The organism is Streptomyces sp. NPDC050315 (assembly GCF_040655775.1).
GTDB lineage: Bacteria > Actinomycetota > Actinomycetes > Streptomycetales > Streptomycetaceae > Streptomyces.
In genome coordinates, this window is the sequence record NZ_JBFAKN010000002.1 from 706,554 (window position 1) to 727,658 (window position 21,105).

Below are 21,105 nucleotides of genomic sequence, written 5' to 3' on the forward strand. Positions count from 1 at the left end.
AGGAGTCCAGACATGGCCCGCCGCTGGAACACGTCCCACATTCCCGACCTGACCGACAAGCTGGCCGTCGTCACCGGAGCCAACAGCGGCCTCGGCTATGTCACGGCCCGGGAACTCGCCCGCCGCGGGGCCAGGGTGATCCTCGCCTGCCGCGACAAGGACCGCGGCGCCTCGGCCGTCGCCCAGCTGCACTCCGAGGTCCCCGGCTGCGACGCCGAGCTGCGCACCCTCGACCTCGCCGACCTGGCCTCCGTCCGCGCCTTCGCCGCCGACCTGGCCCCCTCCCGCCTCGACCTGCTCATCAACAACGCCGGCGTGATGGCCCTCCCCCACCGCCGCACCGCCGACGGTTTCGAGATGCAGTTCGGCACCAACCACCTCGGCCACTTCGCGCTGACCGGCCTGCTCCTCCCCGCGCTGCTCGCCACCCCCGGCGCCCGCGTCGTCACGGTCTCCAGCGGCTTCCACGCCCTCGCCGACGTCAATCTCGCCGACCTCAACTACGAGCACGGCCGCTACCGCCGCTGGATCGCCTACGCCCGCTCCAAGTCGGCCAACCTGCTCTTCACGCACGAGCTGGCCCTCCGCCTCGCCCGCGCCGGCTCCGACGTACTGGCCGTGGCGGCGCACCCCGGCTACGCCGCCACCAACCTCCAGACGGCGGGCGTCCGTATGGAGGGCCGCAGCCGCGCCGAGCGCCTCGCCCTCCTCGGCAACCGCATCATCGCCCAGCCCGCCGAGACCGGCGCGCTCCCGGCCCTGTGCGCGGCCACGGCCCCGCACATGAAGCCCGACGCGTTCATCGGCCCGCAGGGCGGCCTCCGCGGTACCCCCGCACCGTCCTTCCGCGCCCCGTGGACGCAGGACGGCACCACGTCGGACGCCCTGTGGACCGCCTCCGAACAACTGACGGGCGTGACCTACGACTTCACGTCGTCTGTGGCTCGGGCCTGACGTTCTGGTTCGTGTGGAAGAGGTTGTCCGGGTCGTACGCGCGCTTGATCCGCGCCAGCCGCGCGTAATTCTCCCCGTACGTGGCCCGGACCCGGTCCTCCCCTTCCCCCTCGCCGAGGAAGTTCACATACCCGCCGCCCATCGAGTACGGGCGCAGCGCCTCCCAGTACCCGACGGACCACTCCTTGATCGCCTCGGCGTTGGCCGGGTCGGGATCGATCCCGGCGAACACCCCGGACCACACCGCATCTCGGTAGTTCCACGCGGTCTCGTCACGCCCGACCCGGTGCGCGGCCCCGTCGACCGGATACAAGTGCATGGTCGACAGTCCGTCCGGCACCCTTTGCGCGTGCGTGAGGTGCGCGTCCAGCGCGGCGTCCGGTATCCGGTCGAAGAAGTGCCCGCGCCAGTACCACTGCAGCCCGGCGGGCAGCAGCTCGTCGAACATGCCCTGCAACGCCGGATACGGCATGGGCTCCGCGAAATGGAAAGCGGGCTTTCCGGGCTCCTGTACGGCGGTGAACACCTCGCCCAGCCGCTCCATCTCACCGGTCCAGCACCACACCACCCCGCACATCTTCCGACCGTGAATTTCCTCGGGGAACGGCGCCCGCGGCGGCACGTTCAGCACCGCGAAGAATCCGTACAGGTCCTCTTCGGCCCGCGGCAGGAATTCCCGGTACCATCCCAGCACTTCACGCGTCCGCTCCGCCGGCCACACAGTGATCCCGACCCCCACCGTGCTCACCGGATGCAGCCGGTAGGTGAATGATGTCACCACTCCGAAATTCCCGCCGCCGCCCCGCAGCGCCCAGAACAATTCCGGATGCTCGTTCTCGTCCGCGGTCACGAATGTCCCGTCCGCCAGCACGACATCCGCGGCCAGCAGACTGTCCACGGTCAGCCCGTACTTCCGGGTGAGGTAGCCGTGCCCCCCGCCGAGCGTCAGCCCGCCGAGGCCCGTGCAGGACACGGTGCCGGAGGTCACGCCGAGGCCGAAGGCATGGGTGGCGTGGTCGAGGTCGGACTGCAGGCTCCCACCCCCGACCTGCGCGGTCCGCGCGCCTGGGTCGACCCGCACCCAGCGCATCGGCGCGAGGTCGACGGTGACGCCGCCGTCCACGATCCCGAGCCCCGGTCCGCTGTGGCCCCCGCCCCGCACGGCGAGTTCGAGCCCCTTCTCGCATACGACCCGCACCGTGCTCATGACGTCGGCGGCGTCCGAGCACCGCACGACCGCACCGGGACGCTTGTCAATCATCCCGTTGTACACCTTGCGGGCCTCGTCGTATCCGGAATCCTCCGGCCCGATAACAGGCCCGCGCACCGCATTTCGCAACGCTTGCAGAGTTTCCGCGTTCATGGCCTCAGAGTACCGGCCGAACCGCCAATTCCAGCTCGGCGAACAATGTTTTACCGAGGGGGCTGCGGGGGCGAATGTGCCAATGCGTGGCGAGGGCCGTCACGAGATGCAACCCGCGGCCGGATTCCGAGTACGGGGAAGGGGCGGGAAGTTCGTCCGGGGACGGTGGTTGGGATTCGGTGCGGGTGTCACTCACTTCAATGCGGAGGGTCGCGGGAGCGGTCCGGCGTTCCGGGAAAAGGAGGGTGAGCGAGAGTTCGAAGTCACGGCCGGGAATGCGGCCATGCGTGGCGGCATTGGCCGCGAGTTCGGCGACGATCAGCGTGGCGGAGAAGGCCGCATCACTGCCGTCAGGAATACCCCATTCGACGAGCCGCCGCTCCGCAAGGAGACGGGCCAGCCGGGCGCCGCGGGGCGTGGAGCTGAAACGCTGCGTGAACGTACGTACGGTGACGGGCGACCGGGGCAGCCGATGGACCGGCGAGATGACCATGGGCCAACGATTGCGCCTGGTCGGGGCGTTGGCGAGACTTCCGACTCGTACGCCGGGTCAGCGTACGAGTCCGGAGTATGGACAGTACGCGTTACGCGGCGTAACCATTTTCGCGTCGGGGCGACCAATACCGGAGGTGACCGGGCATGGTGATGACGTATGACGGGGAACCAGAGCCGTCGGACAGTTTGAAGGGATTCGGCGCGGTGGCAAAGGCGTTCCGCGAACGCGCCGGGCTGACACAGGAGGAGCTGGCCCCGTTGGTGCGGTACGCCCCGCACACGGTGGCATCGATCGAGCAGGGAAGGCGGTTCCCTCCGGATGATTTCGTGGAGAGGGCGGAGGAAGTACTCGACGGCTTCGGGGCATTGAGAGCCGCGTCGCGCTATCTGTCGCGACAGCCGGGCCTCGCCGCGTGGTTCCGCCAGTGGGCAAAACTGGAGGAGCAGGCTGTAAGCCTGTGCACGTACGAGTGCCGGGTGATCCCGGGACTTCTGCAGACGAAGGCGTATGCGCGAGCGGTGACCGTGAGCGTGCCACCACTGAAGGACGAGGAGCAGGTCGAGCGCCAAGTGTCGGCCCGGCTCGCACGCCAGGAGCTCCTGCGGCGCAAGCAGCCGATCGCCCTCAGCTTCATCATCGAGCAGGCCGTCATCGAGCGCGGCACCGGCGGTGTGGAGGTGACGCGCGAGCTGATCGACCACCTGCTGCGCGTCAGCGAGATGCCCCACGTCGAGCTGCAGATCATGCCGCCCCACCAGCCGGAGCACGCCGGCCTCGACGGCCCCATGCGACTGCTGGAAGGCCCGGACAACAAGTGGCTGGGCTATGCCGAAGGCCAGCGCGGCGGGATGCTGGTCTCGGAGCCCAAGGAGGTCAGCATCCTGTATCAGCGGTATGCCAGTATGCGCTCACAGGCTCTCACCCCCGAGGACTCGGCAAGCCTGTTGAGGCGAATGCGAGGAGCGCTATGAGCACCACTGAACTGGCGTGGTTCAAGAGCAGCTACAGCGGCTCCGACGGCGATGACTGCATCGAAGTGGCGCTGTCCTGGCGGAAGTCCACCCACAGCGGCTCTGACGGCGACAGCTGCGTCGAGGTCGCCCTCCCCTGGACGAAGTCCACCTACAGCGGAGGCGACGGCGACAGCTGCGTCGAGGTCGCGGCCTGCCCCGGCACCGTCCACGTCCGGGACTCCAAGGACGTGGACGGCCCGCAGCTAAAGGTCACCGCGCGCGCGTGGTCGGAATTCGTCGCGTACGCGACTACCCGCTGAGGGAGTCGCGGGGCAGGCCCAGTTCCTGGGCCAGCGCATCCTCCGCCCACTGGAGCATCGACGTACGCGACAGCGGGCCTTCGTAAGACGTCATCTGGACGGCGAGGCCGTCGAGCAGCGCCGTGAGACGCCACGCCGACCCCTCGGGGTCAGCGCAGTCGAATTCGCCGGCTGCCGCGCCCTCGGCCATGACGTCCGCGAGGGCCCGCTTCCACTGCTGGTCCAGGCCGCCGGCCGTCTCCCGGAGGACGGGATCGCGCAGGGCCGCCGCCCAGCCCTCGATCCACAGCCGCCACCCCTTCGCCTGCCCGGTAGGCGCATACCACCGCACCGCCGCGCGCAGCCGCCGCACCGCCGTCGTGCGGCGCCCGAGGAGCCGTCGCAGATGCGCGAGATCCGCCTCCGCGGCGTGCGCGAACGCCGCCGCGACGAGCTTCTCCTTGGTCGAGAAGTGGTACAGCACGAGCGCGTTGGAGACGCCCAGCGCCGACGCCACGTCGGAGACCCGGACCGCCGCGACACCACGGGCCTCGATCTGCTCAATCGCGGCCCGCAGCAGCTCTTCGCGCCGCTCCGCCACGTTCAACCGGACTCTTGCCACGCCGTCAGCCTACAAGGCGGCGGCGTGCGAGAACCCTTGACACCGCCCGGCTACGGGGCCACAGTCCCTTCCCATTACTGACTGCGCGTTCAGTTAGTTGGAGCGTTCCGTTTCGTTGTCCCGCCCGCGTCGTCGCAGGGAGTCCGCCGTGAGAGACACAGAGACGCCATCGTTGTCCGCTCCACCGGGCCGCAAAGGCCCGGACTCGCCCGACCTCTCCAAGGGCTGGGGCGAGCAGCGCGGTCGGCTGCGAAAGGACCTGCGACGCCTGGACGTGCTCTTCTTCCTGATCTGCACGCTGGTCGGGCTGGACACGATCGGTTCGGTCGCGGCGCAGGGGCCGCAGGGCCTGACCTGGATGGCGATCCTCGCCGTCGCCTTCTTCCTGCCGTACGGGCTACTGGTCGCGGAACTGGGCTCCGCATTCCCCGTACAGGGCGGCCCGTACGTCTGGACGCGGCTGGCATTCGGCCGCCTGGTCGCCGGGCTCAACCAAATCCTCTACTGGATTTCCAATCCGGTATGGGTCGGCGGCAGCCTGTGCATCATCGCGCTGACGACGTGGGAGGAATTCTTCACGCCGCTGCCGGGGCTGTGGAAGTACGCGGCCGGGCTGGTCTTCATCTGGGGCGGAGCGCTCGCCGTCGTACAGGCCGTACGGTTCGGCAAGTGGGTGCCGATCGCGGGTGCCGTCGCGCGGATCGTACTGCTGGGCTTCTTCCTCGTATCCGTCGTCGTCTTCGCGTTCCAGAACGGCGTGCACGCGCTGCCCGCAGGCGAATTCACGCCGACGTACGCCGGATTCATCGCCCTCGTGCCCGTCCTCATCTTCAATTACGTGGGCTTCGAGCTGCCGAGTTCGGCGGCCGAGGAGATGACCAATCCGCGCCGGGACATTCCCCTGTCGATCCTGCGCTCGGGACTGGCCTCACTCGTCCTGTACGGCGGCCCCATCCTGGGAATCCTCTTCGTCCTCCCGTCGAAGGAGATCGGCAGCCTCGGCGGATTCATCGACGCCTGCAAGGCCGTATTCACGGTGTACGGCGGGAACATCGCGGCCGACGGCACGGTCACGCTGAGCGGCGCGGGCTCGGTATTCGGCGGGATCGCGGCGGCCGGACTCATCATCGGCCTGCTCACCAGCGGCGTCACCTGGGCAATGGGCGCGCACCGGGCACAGGCGGTGGCCTGCGCGGACGGCGTGGGTCCGGCCTGGCTCGGCAAAATCGACGAAAAGCGCGGCACCCCGGCCCGGGTGAATCTCCTGTCGGCGGTCCTCGCGTCGGTACTTTTCGTGCTCGCGCTGAATCTGACCGAGGGCGACGGGGAGAAGTATTTCGCGGCGGGGCTGGGCCTGACGATTTCGACGACATTCATCTCGTACGTCATCACCTTCCCGAGCCTCCTGGTACTCCGCCGCAAGTACCCGGACACGCCACGCCCGTACGCCGTGCCGGGCGGGCGCGTCGGGGCGTGGCTGGTGACCGCGCCGGCGACGGGCCTCGTCGCGTTCACGGTGGTCGTGCTGATCTGGCCCGGCTTCGGGGTCGGGTGGTTCGGTTCGGCCGGCTCCGCGGCGGACTCGCTGCCGGAGTCCTTCGCGGGCCAGCGGCTGGCCTACACGCTCAGCCAAGTCGTGCCGCTGGCCCTTTTCCTGGTCATCGGGCTGGTCTTCTACGCGCTGGGCGCGAAGACGCGCCGGGCCAAGGGTTAGTCGGCGAAGGACTGGAGCCGGGCCGGGAGGATTACTTCACAGTGAAGTAGTCCTCCCAGGCCCTGACGAGCAGTTCGCGGACCTCCTGGCTCGCCGCCTGGGCGGCCGGGCTGAACGTGCCGGTGAAGCCGAAGTAATACTGATTTCCGCCGTCCATCGCCATGTGGGACTTGGCGTTGTCGTCGACGCTCCGACTGAAATGGACGTTGGCGAAGGCCGCGCACACGTAGTACACCCAGTCGTTGGGGGATGAGTTGCTGATCCGCCAATCGTTCATGGCCATGCCGTCAGACCGCCTTGAGGGAGATGTCTCCCGTGACGCTGACCGTCATCTGGTAGTCCTGCGGACTGCTGTCGACGTCGGCGAGCTTGAACTCGTCCTTGCCGTCGTCCCACTGCCCCATGACCTTCCAGTCGCTGTCCCAGATGATGCAGCGACCGCGCCCCGTCTGGACGCTTAACGGCTTCTCCTTGTGCTGCGAGATCCAGGCGTAGGCGCCACTGAACGTCCTCGGGTCGACGGTCTCGCTGTCGCCGGGGTGCTCCTCATTGAGGAAGGACACATGGGCGTTGGACTGGTTGTCGCATCCCCGGATTCCGGTGGTCATGTCGGTCTCCCTTTTCGGTGGGCCCTCGGGGGCCGTCGGTTTTGCTGACATGAACGAATCTAGGGACCGTTGATCAACGTCCGATAAATCTCCGTGTTTATAGCACCTAACAGTCGGTTTTACGTTCTGACCTCGCTTGATAAAGGAAACGCTATATATCCGTATCGAAGAGCTGAGCGGCATGTTGCAGTGAGGCGTTACTGCCGGCAGGCCGCGGCAGTCCATAGTGCTCGCGGAGCGTGCTGCCCTCGTACGCGGTGCGGAACAGGCCGCGCTCGCGCAGGATCGGCACCACCTGGTCGGCGAAGAGGTCGAAGCCGCCGGGCAGCCAGGGCGGCATGACGTTGAAGCCGTCGGCCGCGCCGTGCTCGAACCACTCCTGGAGCTGGTCGGCGACCTGCTCCGGCGTGCCCGCGATGACGCGGTGGCCGCGGGCGCCCGCGAGGCGGTGCAGCAGTTGGCGGACGGTGGGCTGCTCGCGGTCGACGATGTCGAGGACGAGCCGGAAGCGGCTGCCGTTGCCGCGCTCGCCCCGGGTCTCGATGAGCTCGCGCGGTACGGGGCCGTCGAGCTGCTCTTCGGTGAGCCGGATACCGAGGAGGCGGTGCAGCAGCTGGAGCGAGTACGCGGGCTGGGTCAGCTCGTTGAACTCCTCGTGCAGCCTGCGCGCCGCGGTCTCCGTATCGGCGATGAAGGGGCTGATGCCGGGCAGGACGAGTACCTTGTCCGGGTCACGGCCGAGCGCCGCAGCGCGGGCCTTGATGTCGGCGTAGAACTCCTGGCCGCTCGCGAGCGTCTGGTGCGCGGTGAACACCGCCTCCGCGTACGTGGCGGCGAAGGAGCGGCCGTCCTGCGAGGAACCGGCCTGGACGTAGACCGGGCGGCCCTGCGGGGTGCGGGGCGTGTTCAGCGGTCCGCGCACCTTCAGGTGGCGGCCCTCGTGATCGATGGTGTGGATCCGGTCGGTGTCGGCGAAGACGCCCGTCTTCTGGTCCGCGACCAGCGCCTCGTCCTCCCAGCTGTCCCACAGCCTCGTCGCGACGTCGACGAATTCGCGGGCCCGGTCGTAGCGCTCCGCGTGTACGGGGTGCTCGTCGAGGCCGAAGTTCTGCGCGGCCTGCGGGGCGCCGGTGGTGACGATGTTCCAGCCGGCGCGGCCCCCGCTCAGGTGGTCGAGCGAGGCGAAGAGGCGGGCCAGGTTGTACGGCTCGGAGTAGGTGGTGGAGGCCGTGGCGATCAGGCCGATGTGTGTCGTGGCCGCGGCGATGGCGGACAGCCAGGTGAACGGCTCCAGGCGGAAGCGGCTCGCGTAGCGGACGTTGTCGGGGAGCGACGGGCCGTCCGCGAAGAAGACGGCGTCGAAGGTGGCCTGCTCGGCCCTGCGGGCCAGCTCCTGGTAGAAGCGGATGTCCAGGATGCGGTCCGGGTCGGAGCCGTGGTAGCGCCAGGCGGCCTCGTGGTGGCCGCCCGGGTAGACGAACAGGTTCAGATGCAGCTGCCGGGCGGTCATGCCACCCTCTCTTCCGCAGTGAGTTCCACACCCAGCCGCTCCAGCAGGCGGTCGCGGAGCGCCGCGTACTCGGTACTGCCGGGGCGGCGCGGTGCCGGGAGCTCCACGGGGAGGTCGGCCGCGATCCGGCCCTCCTCCAGTACGACCACCCGGTCGGCGAGGGCGATCGCCTCGTCCACGTCGTGCGTGACCAGCAGCACGGCGGGCCGGTGCCGCTCGCACAGCCGCCGCAGCAGCGCGTGCATCCTGATCCGGGTGAGGGCGTCCAGCGCGCCGAACGGTTCGTCCGCAAGCAGGAGTTGTGGCTCCCGTACGAGGGAGCGCGCGAGGGATACGCGCTGCTGCTCCCCGCCGGACAGTTCGACGGGCCAGGCCCGCTCGCGCCCTTCGAGCCCGACCTCGGCGAGGGCGGCCCGGCCGCGAGGCTCCGTGTCCGGCCCGGACAGGCCCAGTACGACATTGTCGAGCAGCCGCTTCCAGGGCAGCAGGCGGGCGTCCTGGAAGACCACGGAGACGTGGTCGGGGGCGGCGAGTTCGCCGCTCCCCGCCACTTCGTGGTCCAGCCGGGCCAGCGCCCGCAGGAGCGTGCTCTTGCCGGAGCCGCTGCGCCCGAGCAGGGCCACGAATTCGCCGGGCGCGATGCTCAGTTCGAGCCCGTCCAAGATGCGGCGCTCGCCGAAGGAGCGCACCAGGTTCTCAATCCGGACCGTCTTCTCGCGCTGGGCCGTCTTCTCGCGCTGGGCCGTCTTCTCGCGCCGGTCCGTCTTCTCGCGCCGGTCCGTCTTCTCGGTCCCGACCGTCGGGCGGTCCTCGGCCGTCGCGCGGTCCTCGACCGTCGTCGTCCTCAGCCCGCCAGTGTGCGTCGCCATGCCAGCGTTCTCCTCTCCACGAGCCGTACCAGGGCGTCCGAGACGAGCCCGAGGAGTCCGTACACGACGAGGCCGACGATGATGACGTCGGTCTGTCCGTAGGTCCGCGCGAGCTCCATCATGTAGCCGATGCCGCTGGTGGCGTTGACCTGCTCGACGACGACCAGCGACAGCCAGGCGGCGGTGACCGCGAACCGCATCCCGAGCAGGAAGCCGGGGAGGGCGCCCGGCAGCACGACGTGCCGGACGAACTGGAGCCGGGTGAGGCGCACGGTCTCGGCCAGTTCGGCGTACCGGTTGTCGATGGTCCGCAGTCCGTTGTGCGTGTGGATGTACACGGGGACGAGGACCCCGAGCGCGATCGTGATGACCTTCATCGTCTCGCCGATGCCGAACCACAGGATCAGCAGCGGGATCAGCGCGAGCGAGGGGATCGCCCGCTTGATCTGCACCGGCCCGTCGACGATCCCCTCACCGAGCCGGCTGAGGCCGGAGACGACCGCCAGGAGCAGCCCGGCGACGACTCCGAAGACCAGGCCGAGCACGGCCCTTTGGGCGGAGGTCGCGAGGTTGGACTGCAGCCTGCCGTCGGCGATGAGGTCGCCCGCCGTGCCCGCGATGGTCCACGGTGCGGGCAGGGTGCGGGCGTCGATGAGGCCGACGCCGGAGCCGACCACCCAGAGGGCGATCAGCAGCAGCGGGCCGAGCGCCCAGCCGTACGGTACGGGGCGGCCCGGACCGAGCCGCCGTTTGCTGAGGACCGCGGTGCTCATGACTTCTTCCCCGCGACTGACTTCTCCCCCGCGTCTGGCTTCTTCCCCGCACCGGAAATCGCGTCGGCGCCCACCGACTCGTAGCGGCGGTCGAAGAGAATGCCCGCCTTGAAGGGCTCCCGGTTCTGCTCCTTCGCCAGCAGGTCGACGGTCCGCTGCTGACGCGCGATGGCGCCGGCCCAGTCGGCCGGAATATCCGGGTGACCGGACCGCTTGACGAGGTATTCGCCGTCCTCGCGGCTCAGCCCCTGATCCTTGACGTAATAGCCGTCGATCCATTCCTTGGGATGCTTGTCGATCCAAATCTGGGCCCGCGCCCAGGATTTGATGAGCTCCCGCACGGCGGCGGACTTCTGCGGGTCGTCGACGGAATCGGTGAGTGCCCAGAGATGCGCCGGGTCGTCGCGCAGACCGTGCTTGATGGTCTTCCCGCCGGCCTTGCCGTACTTCGTCAGATAACGCTTGACGTTGACGTCGGCGATGGGCGCGGCGTCGACCTGGCGATTACCGAGCGCGGTGGGGTAAACGTCACCGGTGCTGGCCAGTTCGACGAGTTCGACATCGTCCTGGGTGAGCCCGGCCGCCTTCAGAATCCGCAGCACCAGCGCGCCCTGCGCCTGGCCCGGGCTGTAGGCGATCTTCTTCCCGCGCAGGTCGGCGAGGGTCTTGATGCCCGCGCCCGGGGCGATGCCCAGCTCGTAGATCGGGTACCGGAGCGGATCATTGCGGAACTTCGCCGCCACGAGCTTGGTGTCCAGGCCCGTCCAGTGGGCGTGGATCGACGGGATCTCCGCGGAGGAGCAGATGTCCAGTGCGTTCGCCCGGAATACCTCGGAGCACTGCGGGCCGCCGCTGATATTGGCCCACTTGACCTTGAACGGAAGCTTGTCGATCTGACCCGAGAGCTCCAGTGCGACCTTGAGGTCGGGCGCCCCGACGGTGAGGGAGGTATTTGCGGAAACCTTGGCCGGGATCTTCTCGGCGGAGACGTTTTTACCGGTGGCCGTGGACTGGGTGGCGGGCGCGCACGAGGTCAGGAGAACAATCGGAGCGGCGATTGCGGCCGCGATGGCAATGCCTCGATATCTGGACATGGGTGTGCGAGGGAGCATGGGCATGCGTTTCACGCGTACCTTAAAAGAGGGGGAGAGGGGAAGCGAACGGGAGAAAGAAAGCGCAACAGGAAGAGCGCAAGACGCAGTGGAGCTGGGGAGTCAGCTACACACTGCGGTGGCGATGCGCATCAGATCGATCGCCCGTCGCTTCCGAAACCGCTGGCAGATCCGCATGCCGACGAAACTATCCGCGGGTCAAAAACCGGTCAATGCGCGGAGGGACGCAGACCGGTACTGCAATGACACCTTCGCAGCTGTGCCATACGCGCGTTACATGTGCCCGCTCACGGGGGCCCGAGGACCGCGTGGGCGTCCAGGGCGAGGGCGCCGCCCGGGTGGACGAGAAGGGGGTTGACCTCGATGTCGGTGAGTTCGGGGTGTTCGGCGGCGGCTCGGGCGAGGGCGCAGAGAGCGGTCGACGCGGCGTCGAGGTCGACGGCGGGGGCGCCGCGCCAGCCGGTGAGCAGGGGGGCGTGGCGCAGGGAGAGCAGCAGGTCGCGGGCGTGGTCGGGGGTGAGGGGAGCCAGGGCGAGTGCGGTGTCGGCGAGGAGTTCGGCGCGTACGCCGCCGATGCCGGCCATGAGGACCGGGCCGAAGGCGGGGTCGCGCCGTACGCCGGCGATCAGTTCGACCGCGTACGGGGGTGTGGCCATGGCCTCGACGGCGTAACGGTGTGCTTTTGTCGCGGCGGTCATCCGGGCGAAGGCGGTGCGCAGCGCGGGCTCGTCGGCGAGGCCGAGAGCCACTCCCCCGGCCTCCGTCTTGTGGGCCAGGCCCATCGCCTTCAGGACGAGCGGAAAGCCGACGCGGTGCGCGGCCGCCGCTGCCTCGTCGGCGGTGCGGACGAACTCGGCGGCGGGGAACGTCAGTCCGTACGAGCAGAGCAGGTCGCGGGTGGTCTCGTAGCCGCCGTCGGGCGCGCGGTGCGGGGGCGGGGGCGGGGTGGGCAGGGGCGGCCTGAGGCGTGCCGTACGGAGGCGGGCGAGGCCGGACAGGGCTGTCGCCGCCTGCTCGATGCGTTCGTGGACCGGGATGCCGTGCCGGCGGAGGACGGCGAGGGCGGGGGTGTCGCGGGCCATGGTGTGGACGAGGAGGGGACGGCCGGCGTGCGCGGCGGCGTCGGCGAGGTCCCGCGCGACCTCTGTCTCGCGCGCGGCCTGCGCGGGGTTGTCGGTCGCGTAGTCGCCGAAGTAGCCGGTGAGGACTACGGCATCGGCTTCGCCGCGGGTGAGGAGGGTGCGGGCCAGGCGTGCGTACGTGTTGAGGTCGGCCTCACCTGCGCCTGCGAGGTCGACGGGATTGCCGCAACCCGCACCGGGGGGTAGGTCCGCGGCGACGGCGGCAGTGGTCTCCGGAGAGAGGGGCGGCACGTCCAGGCCGCGGCCGGCGAATGCGTCTGCGGCCAGGGCGCCCTGGCCGCCGCTGTCGCCAACGATGGCGATACGCAGCGCTTGCGGGTGGCTGGGGGGCGTGGATGAGGAGCGCCCCGTAAGGGGCGCGGGGAACTGCGCGAGCGGCCACGACGGCGCAGCAGTCGCCAACGGTGGGACAGGGGCTGCCCCTTCGGCGCGACCGCGCGCACCACGCGCACCACGCGCACCACGCGCAGCCAACACGCACACCGCCGTGTCCACCACCTCCCCCGCCGTATCGAGCAGCAGCGCGCCGGCGTCTCGTGAGACGGCGGCGACCGTCGCGCGGGCGCTGACCAGCGCGCCCGTGTGAGAGGCCGCGGCGCGGCCGGACGCGGCGCTGCGGCCCACGGTCAGCAGCAGGACCGGTTTCCCGGCCGCGTGCGCCGCGGCCAGCGCTCGGGCCAGCCGCCGCCCGTCGCGGAAGTCCTCCACATACGCGGCGATGACGCGCGTCGGCTCATGGCGCACCAGCGCCAACAGCGCGTCCGTGGCATCGATGTCCCGCTGGTTGCCGAGCGAGACGAAGCGGGAGAAGCCCTGCCCGGCGCGGGCCAGCAGGCGGCCGATCTCCAGCGCGAGGTTACCGCTCTGGGAGACCAGGCCGACCTGCCCGGCCGGGAAGTCGCCCCAGCTCAGCCGGAGATCGCTGGTGGTGTCGACGACACCCATGCAGTTCGGGCCGAGCAGGCGGGCCCCGTGCGCGGTGACCTCGGCCGCCAGCGCACGTTCCTCGGCGGCACCCGCACCGCCCGACGTGATGACCGTGAAGCAGCGGGCACCGGCCGCCAGACCCTCGGCGACCACCGCCCGCACCTGGGACGGCGGTACTGCCACCACCACCTGCTCCGGCGCCTCCGGCAGCGCGCCGAGGTCCGGCAGGAACGGCACACCATCCAGCGAGCCACCGCGCCGGTTGACCAGATGCACCGCACGGCGCCCGCGCCCCGCAAGCGCCCCGGCCGCAAGCCAGTACCCCCACTTCTCAGGATTGGCCGAGGCCCCGACGACGGCCACGGACCGCGGATCGAAGAGCGAGGCCAGGGCACACGCCTCGGACTCGCGCCGGTCCCGGTCGAAGGGCGAGGCCGACGGCCCGGGCTCCGGACAGCCCGCACCCGCACCGCGCCCCGGCTCGGCGCCCGGACGCGCTCGCCGCATCACCGGTACCACCCGAACCGCTCCGCGATCACCGGCAGCCGGTCCGCCACGATGCCGTGCGCGGCGGCGCGTGGCGTGCAGCCGACCGTCTCGGCGCGCGCCAGCATCTGGTCGATCAGGGCCCGCATCGACCGTCGCGTGTACGCGAACGCCTCGTCCGCGTCGGCGCCGATGTCCCCGAAGAGCGTCCACCACCACCAGGCGTTCGTACCGGAGTTGACCACCACATCGGGCAGAACCGTCACCCCGCGGGCGGTGAGCAGCGCCTCGGCCTCCTCCCGTACCGGCATGTTCGCCGCCTCGACCACCCAACGCGCGGTGATGTCCGCCTGGTTCCCGGCGTCGATCGCGTACGAGACCGCCGCCGGTACGAGTACCTCCGCGTCCGCCGACAGCCAGGCCGCACCCGGCAGTTCGCGGTCCGCGGGGCGCAGCGCCGCGCGGTCCACCGTGCCGTGCGGGTCGCGCGCGGCGAGCAGCGCCTCGACGTCCAGCCCGTCCGGGTTGGCCATCGTCCCCTTGATGTCGGCGACCGCGACGACCCGCAGCCCGGCGCGCGCCAGGAAGCGCGCCGTCGCGCCGCCCATGGTGCCCAGCCCCTGCACGGCGACCCGGGTGCCCGCGTACGGCACGCCCGCGCGGTCCAGCGCGGCGAGCGCGGCCTCCGCGACGCCGCAGCCGCCCACCAGTTCGTCCAGCCCGATGCCGTCCACATCGATGGCGAAGGCGTCGGCGAGCCGCTGCCGGGCGGCCGTCTCGTCGTCGAGCAGCGGATACACCGCCTGGATGGAGGAGACCAGCCCGGCCTCGTCCGCCGCCTTGTCGACCAGGTCCTGGGTCAGCCCCAGGTCCTCGCCGGTCGTCCAGAAGTGCTCGATGTACGGGCGCATGGCGCGCAGATAGCGCACGAGCACGCCGTACGCCTCCGGCGCGCGCGGGTCGCAGTCGATGCCACCCTTCGCGCCGCCGAGCGGGATGTAGCGGCCCTCGGGGTTGTAGTGCAGCGCCTCCTTCATGGTCATGCCGCGGGCCAGCCCGGTGACCTCGTCGAGCGTGCAGCCGGCCCGCATCCGCAGGCCGCCGCTGGAGACGCCGCGCACGAGCCGGTCGATGACCAGGTAACCCTGGTGACCGGTCTCGTGATCGGTCCAGGTGAGGGACGTCAGGGGGGCAGCGGGACGGCTCATCGGGCGGGCTCCTCGGGGACGGTGATGACGGTGGGGCCGGGGGTGGCGAGCGCCCGGCGGAGGGCGTCGGCGAGCGCCTCGGGGGTGGTCGCCCGTACGCCGTGGCCGCCGTACGCACGGGCCAGCGCGGCCAGGTCGACGGGCGGTACCCCGCTCGGCGGCAGATCGACGGCGACCGGCCGGTCGCCACGCGCGACCATCTCGTCGCGGATCTCGCCGTACCCCCCGTTGTCGAACACGACGACAGGGAGCGGCAGTCGGGTCTGTACGGCGGTGGCCAGCTCCTGTACGGAGAACTGCAGCCCGCCGTCGCCGCTCAGCGCGACGACCTGCCGCCCGGGGGCCGCGGTCTTGGCCCCGATGGCGGCGGGCAGCGCGTACCCGAGGGTGCCGAATCCGGTCGGGTGCAGATAGCCGCCCTCGGGGCCGAGCGGGAGGTGTGGGAGGGCGCCGTAGTAGCAGCACTGGGCGCTGTCGGAGGTGAGCACGGCGTCCGGTTCCAGTACTTCGCGGAGCACCCGGAGGTACGGCAGCCAGCGCGCGTCCCGCTCGGCCGTCTCCGCGTCCCGCTCGGCACGAAGGGCGGCGGCCGTACGCGGGACCGCATCCGTGTCCCGCTCGGCCCCCGCCTCCTTGAGCAGCGCCCGTACCGTCTCCCGCGCCTCCCCCACCAGCGCGATGTCGGCCGGGAGCACCCCGTACATCTGCGCCGGATCGATGTCCGCGCGGATCAGCGGGCCGCCCAGGGCGAGCGGCTCGGCGGTCCACACGTCCGACTCGGCGAGCTCCGTGCCGACCGCGAGCACCGCGTCGCAGTCCTCGGCCAGCCAGCGCTGCACGGCAGGGCTGTGCAGCGAGACGCCCAGGGAGAGGGGGTGGGTCTCGGGGACGATGCCCTTGCCGTTGGCGGTGGTCACCACGAGGGCACCCAACTGCTCGGCCAGCGCCCGGCATTCGGGCGCTGCCGCCCGTGCGCCGCCGCCGAGGACGAGCGCGGGACGGCGGGCCGTACGCAGTGTCTCCGCGGCTTCGGCCACCATGGCCGGATCGGCGACCGCCGTCGAGGCGGGCGGCGCGAGCCGTACGGGCCCCGCCTCCGCAGCCTCCGTCAGCAGATCGAGCGGCACCTCGATGTGCACCGGGCGCGGCCGCCCCGTACGGAAGAGCGTGAACGCGCGGGCGACCGCCGCGCCGATCTCCGCCACCGTCGACACCCGGTGGCTGACCGCCGCGACCGCCCGCAGCGCGTCCGTCTGGCTGCGCATCTCGTGCAGCAGCCCGGTGGACTGCCGCGGGTGGCGCAGCGGCATCCCGGGCGAGACGACGAGCAGCGGGACGCTGTCGGAGTACGCCTGGCCGACCGCGGCCGCGATGTTGAGGAGCGCGGGGCCGGTGGTGGTGAGCGCGACGCCGGGGCGGCCGGTGACGCGCGCGTACGCGTCGGCCGCGTAGCCCGCGCCCTGCTCGTGGCGGGGGTTGAGGTGCGCGATGCCGTACGCGTCGAGGTGGCGGTAGATCTCCAGGTTGTGCGTGCCGGGGATGCCGAACGCCTGCGTGACGCCGTGCGCGGCCAGCGCCCGTACGAGGGCCCGGCCGCCCGTCATGACCGTCCCCGGCTCCGGGGCCGGGGCCGCGTCCCTCGTCGTCCCGTCCGCCGTCATCACATCCCCCGCGCGATGACGAGCCGCATGATGTCCGAGGTGCCTTCCTCGATCTCCTCCAGCTTGGCGTCGCGCATCCACTGCTCGACCGGGTACTCGCGCGAGTAACCCCAGCCGCCGAGCGTCTGGACCGCGGCCCACGTGCAGTACGCGGCGGTCTCCGAGGCGGTGAGCTTGGCCATCGCGGCCTCGGAGGTCGCGTCCAGCCCGGCGTCCAGCCGCTTGGCCGCGCGCCAGGTCATCAGCCGGGCCTGCTCGACCCGAGTCCGCATGTCCGCGAGGCGGAAGGCGACGGCCTGGTGCTCGATGATCGGCTTGCCGAACTGCTGCCGGGTGGTGGCGTAGTCGCGGGCGTACTCGTACGCGGCGCGCGCGATGCCGGTCGCGGCCGCGCCGAGGATCGCACGCGAGATGTCGAACGTCCGCATGAGGCCGTGGAAGCCCTGCCCCTCGTCGCCGAGCCGGTTCTCCTCCGGTACGAACGCGTCGCGGAAGAAGATCTCGCGGCAGACGATCGCGCGCTGCCCCATCTTCCGCATGGGCGCGCCGAATTCGACGCCCTCGGTGTCCTTGCGCAGCAGGAACGCGGTGACGCCGCGGGCGCGCAGGCCAGGGTCGGTCTTGGCGAAGACGACGTACTGCTCCGCCTCGCCGGCATTCGAAATCCACGCCTTCTGGCCGTTCAGCCGGTAACCGCCGGGCGCGCGGGTCGCGGTGGTGGTGATCGAGGCGGCGTCGGAGCCGGCGCCGGGCTCGGTGGTGGCCAGGGCGGTCATGGGGGTGTCGGGGCCGGTGAGCGGGGTGAGCCAGAGCCGCTGCTGCTCCTTGGTGCCGAGCTCCAGCACGGGGTCGGCGAAGAAGCCGTTGGAGCAGAGGAGGTTGCCGATGCCGAGATCGCCCGCGCACAGCTCCTCCTGCACGAGCGCCTGCGTGAAGACGTCGGTGAAGCCGCCGCCCCCGTACTCGGCGGGGAGCATGAAGCCGGTGATGCCGACCTCGGCGGCCTTGCGCCACAGGTCCCAGGGGGTCCTGGTGTCGGCCTCGTCCACGTCGCGGGCGCGCGGCCGGATCTCGTCGCGGGCGAACGCGCGGGTGAGGTCGACGATGTCCCGCTGCTCGGGACTCAGCGGGACCAGCTCGGTGGGCAGCTCTGACATGGGCTCTCCCTCTGCGGGCAACGGCGCGCTTACTGAATCGTGAGTCAGTATTTGGAGCGGGAGCCGGGCATGTCAATGAGCCCGCCGACTGAATCGTCGGTCAGCGGGCTCGGGTGGGAGAGCGGTGCTGCGGGTGGTGTCAGCCGTGGCGGCCGAGGTACCGGTTCTCAGCCGTGGTGGCCGAGGCGCTGGTCCAGGGCGCGGTCGGCGTGCGACAGGGCGTCCGCGGTGTCCCGGCGGGCGGTGGCCGCGTCGGGCAGACCGAGCGCGGCGGCGATCTCGTCCCAGTCGTGCCCGGAGGACAGCAGCGCGCGCACGGCGGCGCCGAGCGCGGAATCGGCGGCGGCCCGCACCCGGCCGATCTCGGCGAGGGTGGCCAGCAGATCGGGAGCCGTACGCGCGGCGGCGCTGTGCTGCTGGGCGAGGCCCAGCGACTGGTCGGTGGTGACCCACCAGTCGCCGGCGGTGGCGGCGGGGAGTTCCGGTGTCAGGGTCATGGGACCAGACTAGCGAGAGCGGACCACGGAACGGGCCGCTTGGTCCGCTGAGCGGACCAACGGGGTGCCACCCTTCAGAACGTTCCCGAGTCCGCCATATTCTTCAGCGTTTGCTCCAACGTCCCACCGAGGGACGACTTCGTGACTCGGGCCTGAGGGGTGTCCACGTAAATGGAATTCATGTGGAGGCCGGTGTCGTTGCGGTGGAACCAGAAGCAGATGCCGTTGCTGCGCGAGGCCCACAGGTGCTTTCTGGCGTTGCGGGCGGCGTGCTGCTCCGCGCCCGGCGCCTTGCGGAAATCCAGGTACGAGAAGAAGTTCACGGCATACGGCCAGTAACGGAGCGCGGTGTACTCGCGCGGCGCGAGCAGCCGCCAGGCCTGTACGAACGGCACATCCGCATGGCGCTGCATTTCGGCGAAGGCGCTCCGTACACCGGCCATCACATCCGCGAATTCCGCACCCTCAGGCACCGGGAATTCCATCGGCATCGTATTGATGAACCAGCCCATGGTGTTCGCGTAGACGCCCCGGCCGCGTTCGTTTACCGGCATGAGGCCCCGGTAGACCGATGGCCCGCCTTCCTTCCGGAGCGATACCCCGACCGCGGCCAGCAGCCCCATGAAGAGCCGCCCGTCGACCGCCCTGCACTGGTCGTCCAGCGCCGCCGCCCCGTCCGCCGACAGCAGCGTTTCCGTTTCGTTGACCGTGGGATACAGACAGCCCGGCTCGACACCGAGGTCGAGCGGGAACGGCGGGAAGAAGTTCCCGCCCCGCGCCATGAACCCCTTCCAGTGGTCCAGCCGGGCATCCTCGACGACCATGTCCCCGCTGCGGCTGCGCTGCTCGCGGCTGAAGTCGACATAGCTGCCGACCTCGGAGAAGTCGGGCTCCTCCCCGCGGGCGTACGCCGCATAGGCGCTGGCGATGTCGTGCACCGCGATCGGCGTCGACAGCCCGTCGGTCACCAGGTGGTCGCACGCGAAGTACACCGTGGTGGAGTCGTCGCGGACCACCGCGCCCATGTTGATCAGCGGCCAGGACAGCGTGTCGACCCGCTGGAAGAACTCGTGCAGATACGCGCGGATTCCGGCGGCGGAGCCGACCGGCCCCACGTCCACCGTTTTGAGCTCGATGTCCTCCGGCGCCAGCGCGTCGCAGGACAGATCCCCCGCGAGCTGCTGGAATGTGCAGCGCAACACCTCGTGCCGGCGCACGAAATGGAGCAGCGCGGATTCCAGCGCGCCCTGGTCCAGTGGCCCGGAAATCTCGAACGACCCGGCCACATAAGCGGCTACGGAATCGTTCGTGCTGTGCGCGTCGTGCGCCACCGCGAAATGTTTCGCCTGGTTGTACGTGGTGGCCTCGCGCGGTGGGGCGGGTTCGGGGGAGCCGTGCATTTTCGTTTCCACCACCGACCACTCAAAGACGTGTCCCGGGGCGATCTCCACATCTTCGATGGGTACCTGAAGCACTAGGGCTCTTTTCGTCGCCTGTCAGTTGCCGTGTCGCTCGCGCGGCCGGGGCGGCCGTGCCCGGAAACGCGCTTCTACGCCCAACGAGCCGGACTGCTGACAGAAACGGGCCCGGACGAGCTGAGAGTCACCGGTGCCTTGCGGGCAAACGTACGAGTGAAACGGCCGGAGTTCAGCATCCGGTCGGACCACGCGCCGCCCGCCGGCAGGACCCGCAGGTCGGACCAGACGCTGGTGTCCAGCACCGCCGCCTGCTCCTTGGCCGCCGCGATCTCCTCGGCGGACTCGCGACCCGGGTCCGCTGTACGGACCGCTCGGTCCGGGCTGCGGCGACGATAGAACGTGTGCTGACTATCTACAAGAGGTTGCCGGCGAGTAACCGGAGGATTGCACGCGCCCTGGTCCGCGCAGCGGACCGGGACCCATACTGGGCGCCATGAGCGAGAGCGAGCGCGGCGGCATGCGGACGGTTCAGCGGGCCATCGACATCCTGGGGCTCTTCGGCGAGGACCGTCCCGCACTGACCCTCCGGGAGATCGTCGCGGGCAGCGGGCTGCCCAAGACCACCGCGCTCCGCCTGCTGCAGACGCTCCGCATGAACGGCCTGCTGTGGCTGGACGAACACGGCCGGTACACGGCGGGCCCGACCTTCCTGCGCTGGGTCCGGCTGGCGGACCAGGGCTGGCGGCTGCCGGCCACCGCCCGGCGCGCGCTGCGCGAGCTGGCCGCCGAGCACCGGGAGACGGTGCACCTGTACGTACGGCGTGATGTGCACCGGATCTGCATCGCGCAGGAGGAGGGCCCGCAGGCGCTGCGGCACGTCGTACGGGTCGGTGACGAGCTGCCGCTGTGGGCCGGCGGGCCGTCGAAGGTCCTGCTGATCGACGCGGAGGCGGCGCTGGTCGAGCGGGTCGCGCGGCGCTCCCCGCACGGCACGAAGCACGCCCGCACACTGACCGAATGGGCGGCCGAGGCGGAGCGCGCCGGGTACGCGGTCAGCCACGGCGAGCACGAGGAGGGGCTGTCGTCGGTGGCCGTGCCGGTGCGCTCGCGCGGCGGCGAGGTGGTCGCCACGCTGTCCTTCGGCGGCCCGTCGGCGCGCTTCACCGCCGAGCGGGTACCGCTCTTCGTCGCCTCCCTGACGGCCGCGGCCCGCACGGTGGCCGGCGGCCTGCCCGTCACGGGCTGAGCGCCGGGTCCGCTGCACGGACCGGGCCGGGACTGCCGTACGGCCCGGGTCGGGACTGCCGTACGGACCGGGGGCTGCCGTACGGCCCGG

General features: G+C 70.8%; 20 protein-coding genes. 5 read left to right on the forward strand and 15 right to left on the reverse strand.

The window, feature by feature from the left end; translation table 11 throughout:
• Window positions 1-12 precede the first annotated feature (12 nt).
• Window positions 13-954: an oxidoreductase gene (locus AB0I82_RS10170; RefSeq protein WP_363256682.1), complete on the forward strand. Its 942-nt coding sequence runs from the start codon at window positions 13-15 to the stop codon at window positions 952-954.
• Here the strand turns inward: AB0I82_RS10170 and AB0I82_RS10175 are convergent.
• Window positions 929-2,317, reverse strand: a complete 1,389-nt coding sequence (locus AB0I82_RS10175; protein WP_363256683.1) for an FAD-binding oxidoreductase — start codon at window positions 2,315-2,317, stop codon at window positions 929-931. The two genes, AB0I82_RS10170 and AB0I82_RS10175, sit on opposite strands and share 26 nt — an antisense overlap.
• Before the next feature lie 4 nt (window positions 2,318-2,321).
• The gene (locus tag AB0I82_RS10180; protein WP_363256684.1) at window positions 2,322-2,810 is read right to left on the reverse strand and encodes an ATP-binding protein; all 489 of its coding nucleotides are present in this window, start codon (window positions 2,808-2,810) and stop codon (window positions 2,322-2,324) included.
• A gap of 146 nt (window positions 2,811-2,956) precedes the next feature.
• Between AB0I82_RS10180 and AB0I82_RS10185 the strand changes: the two genes are divergently transcribed.
• Entirely contained in the window at window positions 2,957-3,784 is an 828-nt protein-coding gene (locus tag AB0I82_RS10185) for a helix-turn-helix transcriptional regulator (RefSeq protein WP_363256685.1), read from the forward strand.
• A complete protein-coding gene (locus AB0I82_RS10190; RefSeq protein WP_363256686.1) occupies window positions 3,781-4,086 on the forward strand; it encodes a DUF397 domain-containing protein in 306 nt (101 codons plus the stop codon). Before AB0I82_RS10185 ends, AB0I82_RS10190 begins: the two co-directional genes overlap by 4 nt.
• Here the strand turns inward: AB0I82_RS10190 and AB0I82_RS10195 are convergent.
• Complete coding sequence (locus tag AB0I82_RS10195) at window positions 4,076-4,687, reverse strand: TetR/AcrR family transcriptional regulator (protein WP_363256688.1); 612 nt, start codon at window positions 4,685-4,687, stop codon at window positions 4,076-4,078. The genes AB0I82_RS10190 and AB0I82_RS10195 overlap by 11 nt on opposite strands.
• A 148-nt stretch (window positions 4,688-4,835) precedes the next feature.
• Between AB0I82_RS10195 and AB0I82_RS10200 the strand changes: the two genes are divergently transcribed.
• Complete coding sequence (locus AB0I82_RS10200; protein WP_363256689.1) at window positions 4,836-6,401, forward strand: APC family permease; 1,566 nt, start codon at window positions 4,836-4,838, stop codon at window positions 6,399-6,401.
• Window positions 6,402-6,432: 31 nt separating this feature from the next.
• On the opposite strand, the gene AB0I82_RS10205 is transcribed toward AB0I82_RS10200, so the two are convergent.
• The 12 genes from AB0I82_RS10205 to AB0I82_RS10260 form a co-directional block, all read right to left on the reverse strand.
• Window positions 6,433-6,684, reverse strand: a complete 252-nt coding sequence (locus tag AB0I82_RS10205) for a hypothetical protein (protein ID WP_363256690.1) — start codon at window positions 6,682-6,684, stop codon at window positions 6,433-6,435.
• A 4-nt stretch (window positions 6,685-6,688) separates the two neighbouring features.
• The gene (locus AB0I82_RS10210; protein WP_363256691.1) at window positions 6,689-7,009 is read right to left on the reverse strand and encodes a hypothetical protein; all 321 of its coding nucleotides are present in this window, start codon (window positions 7,007-7,009) and stop codon (window positions 6,689-6,691) included.
• 151 nt (window positions 7,010-7,160) lie between these two features.
• Entirely contained in the window at window positions 7,161-8,519 is a 1,359-nt protein-coding gene (locus tag AB0I82_RS10215) for an LLM class flavin-dependent oxidoreductase (protein WP_363256692.1), read from the reverse strand.
• A complete protein-coding gene (locus AB0I82_RS10220; RefSeq protein WP_363256693.1) occupies window positions 8,516-9,388 on the reverse strand; it encodes an ABC transporter ATP-binding protein in 873 nt (290 codons plus the stop codon). The genes AB0I82_RS10215 and AB0I82_RS10220 overlap by 4 nt, the downstream gene beginning before the upstream one ends.
• Window positions 9,364-10,161, reverse strand: coding sequence for an ABC transporter permease (locus tag AB0I82_RS10225; protein ID WP_363256694.1), 798 nt, complete (start codon window positions 10,159-10,161; stop codon window positions 9,364-9,366). The genes AB0I82_RS10220 and AB0I82_RS10225 overlap by 25 nt, the downstream gene beginning before the upstream one ends.
• Window positions 10,158-11,255, reverse strand: coding sequence for an ABC transporter substrate-binding protein (locus tag AB0I82_RS10230; protein WP_363256695.1), 1,098 nt, complete (start codon window positions 11,253-11,255; stop codon window positions 10,158-10,160). Before AB0I82_RS10230 ends, AB0I82_RS10225 begins: the two co-directional genes overlap by 4 nt.
• A 305-nt stretch (window positions 11,256-11,560) precedes the next feature.
• Window positions 11,561-13,849, reverse strand: coding sequence for an acetate--CoA ligase family protein (locus tag AB0I82_RS10235; protein WP_363256696.1), 2,289 nt, complete (start codon window positions 13,847-13,849; stop codon window positions 11,561-11,563).
• Window positions 13,849-15,036, reverse strand: a complete 1,188-nt coding sequence (locus tag AB0I82_RS10240) for a Glu/Leu/Phe/Val dehydrogenase dimerization domain-containing protein (RefSeq protein ID WP_363256697.1) — start codon at window positions 15,034-15,036, stop codon at window positions 13,849-13,851. The genes AB0I82_RS10235 and AB0I82_RS10240 overlap by 1 nt, the downstream gene beginning before the upstream one ends.
• Window positions 15,033-16,697, reverse strand: coding sequence for a 5-guanidino-2-oxopentanoate decarboxylase (locus AB0I82_RS10245; RefSeq protein WP_363256698.1), 1,665 nt, complete (start codon window positions 16,695-16,697; stop codon window positions 15,033-15,035). The genes AB0I82_RS10240 and AB0I82_RS10245 overlap by 4 nt, the downstream gene beginning before the upstream one ends.
• On the reverse strand, window positions 16,697-17,854 hold the full coding sequence (locus AB0I82_RS10250) for an acyl-CoA dehydrogenase family protein (RefSeq protein ID WP_363256699.1): 1,158 nt from the start codon (window positions 17,852-17,854) through the stop codon (window positions 16,697-16,699). Before AB0I82_RS10250 ends, AB0I82_RS10245 begins: the two co-directional genes overlap by 1 nt.
• Before the next feature lie 167 nt (window positions 17,855-18,021).
• Window positions 18,022-18,351 carry a hypothetical protein gene (locus tag AB0I82_RS10255; RefSeq protein WP_363256700.1) on the reverse strand — a complete coding sequence of 110 codons (330 nt, stop codon included), beginning with the start codon at window positions 18,349-18,351 and terminating at the stop codon, window positions 18,022-18,024.
• Between the two features lie 74 nt (window positions 18,352-18,425).
• Window positions 18,426-19,802: a condensation domain-containing protein gene (locus tag AB0I82_RS10260; RefSeq protein ID WP_363256701.1), complete on the reverse strand. Its 1,377-nt coding sequence runs from the start codon at window positions 19,800-19,802 to the stop codon at window positions 18,426-18,428.
• A 460-nt stretch (window positions 19,803-20,262) separates the two neighbouring features.
• Between AB0I82_RS10260 and AB0I82_RS10265 the strand changes: the two genes are divergently transcribed.
• Window positions 20,263-21,015: an IclR family transcriptional regulator gene (locus AB0I82_RS10265; protein WP_363256702.1), complete on the forward strand. Its 753-nt coding sequence runs from the start codon at window positions 20,263-20,265 to the stop codon at window positions 21,013-21,015.
• Window positions 21,016-21,105 lie beyond the last annotated feature (90 nt).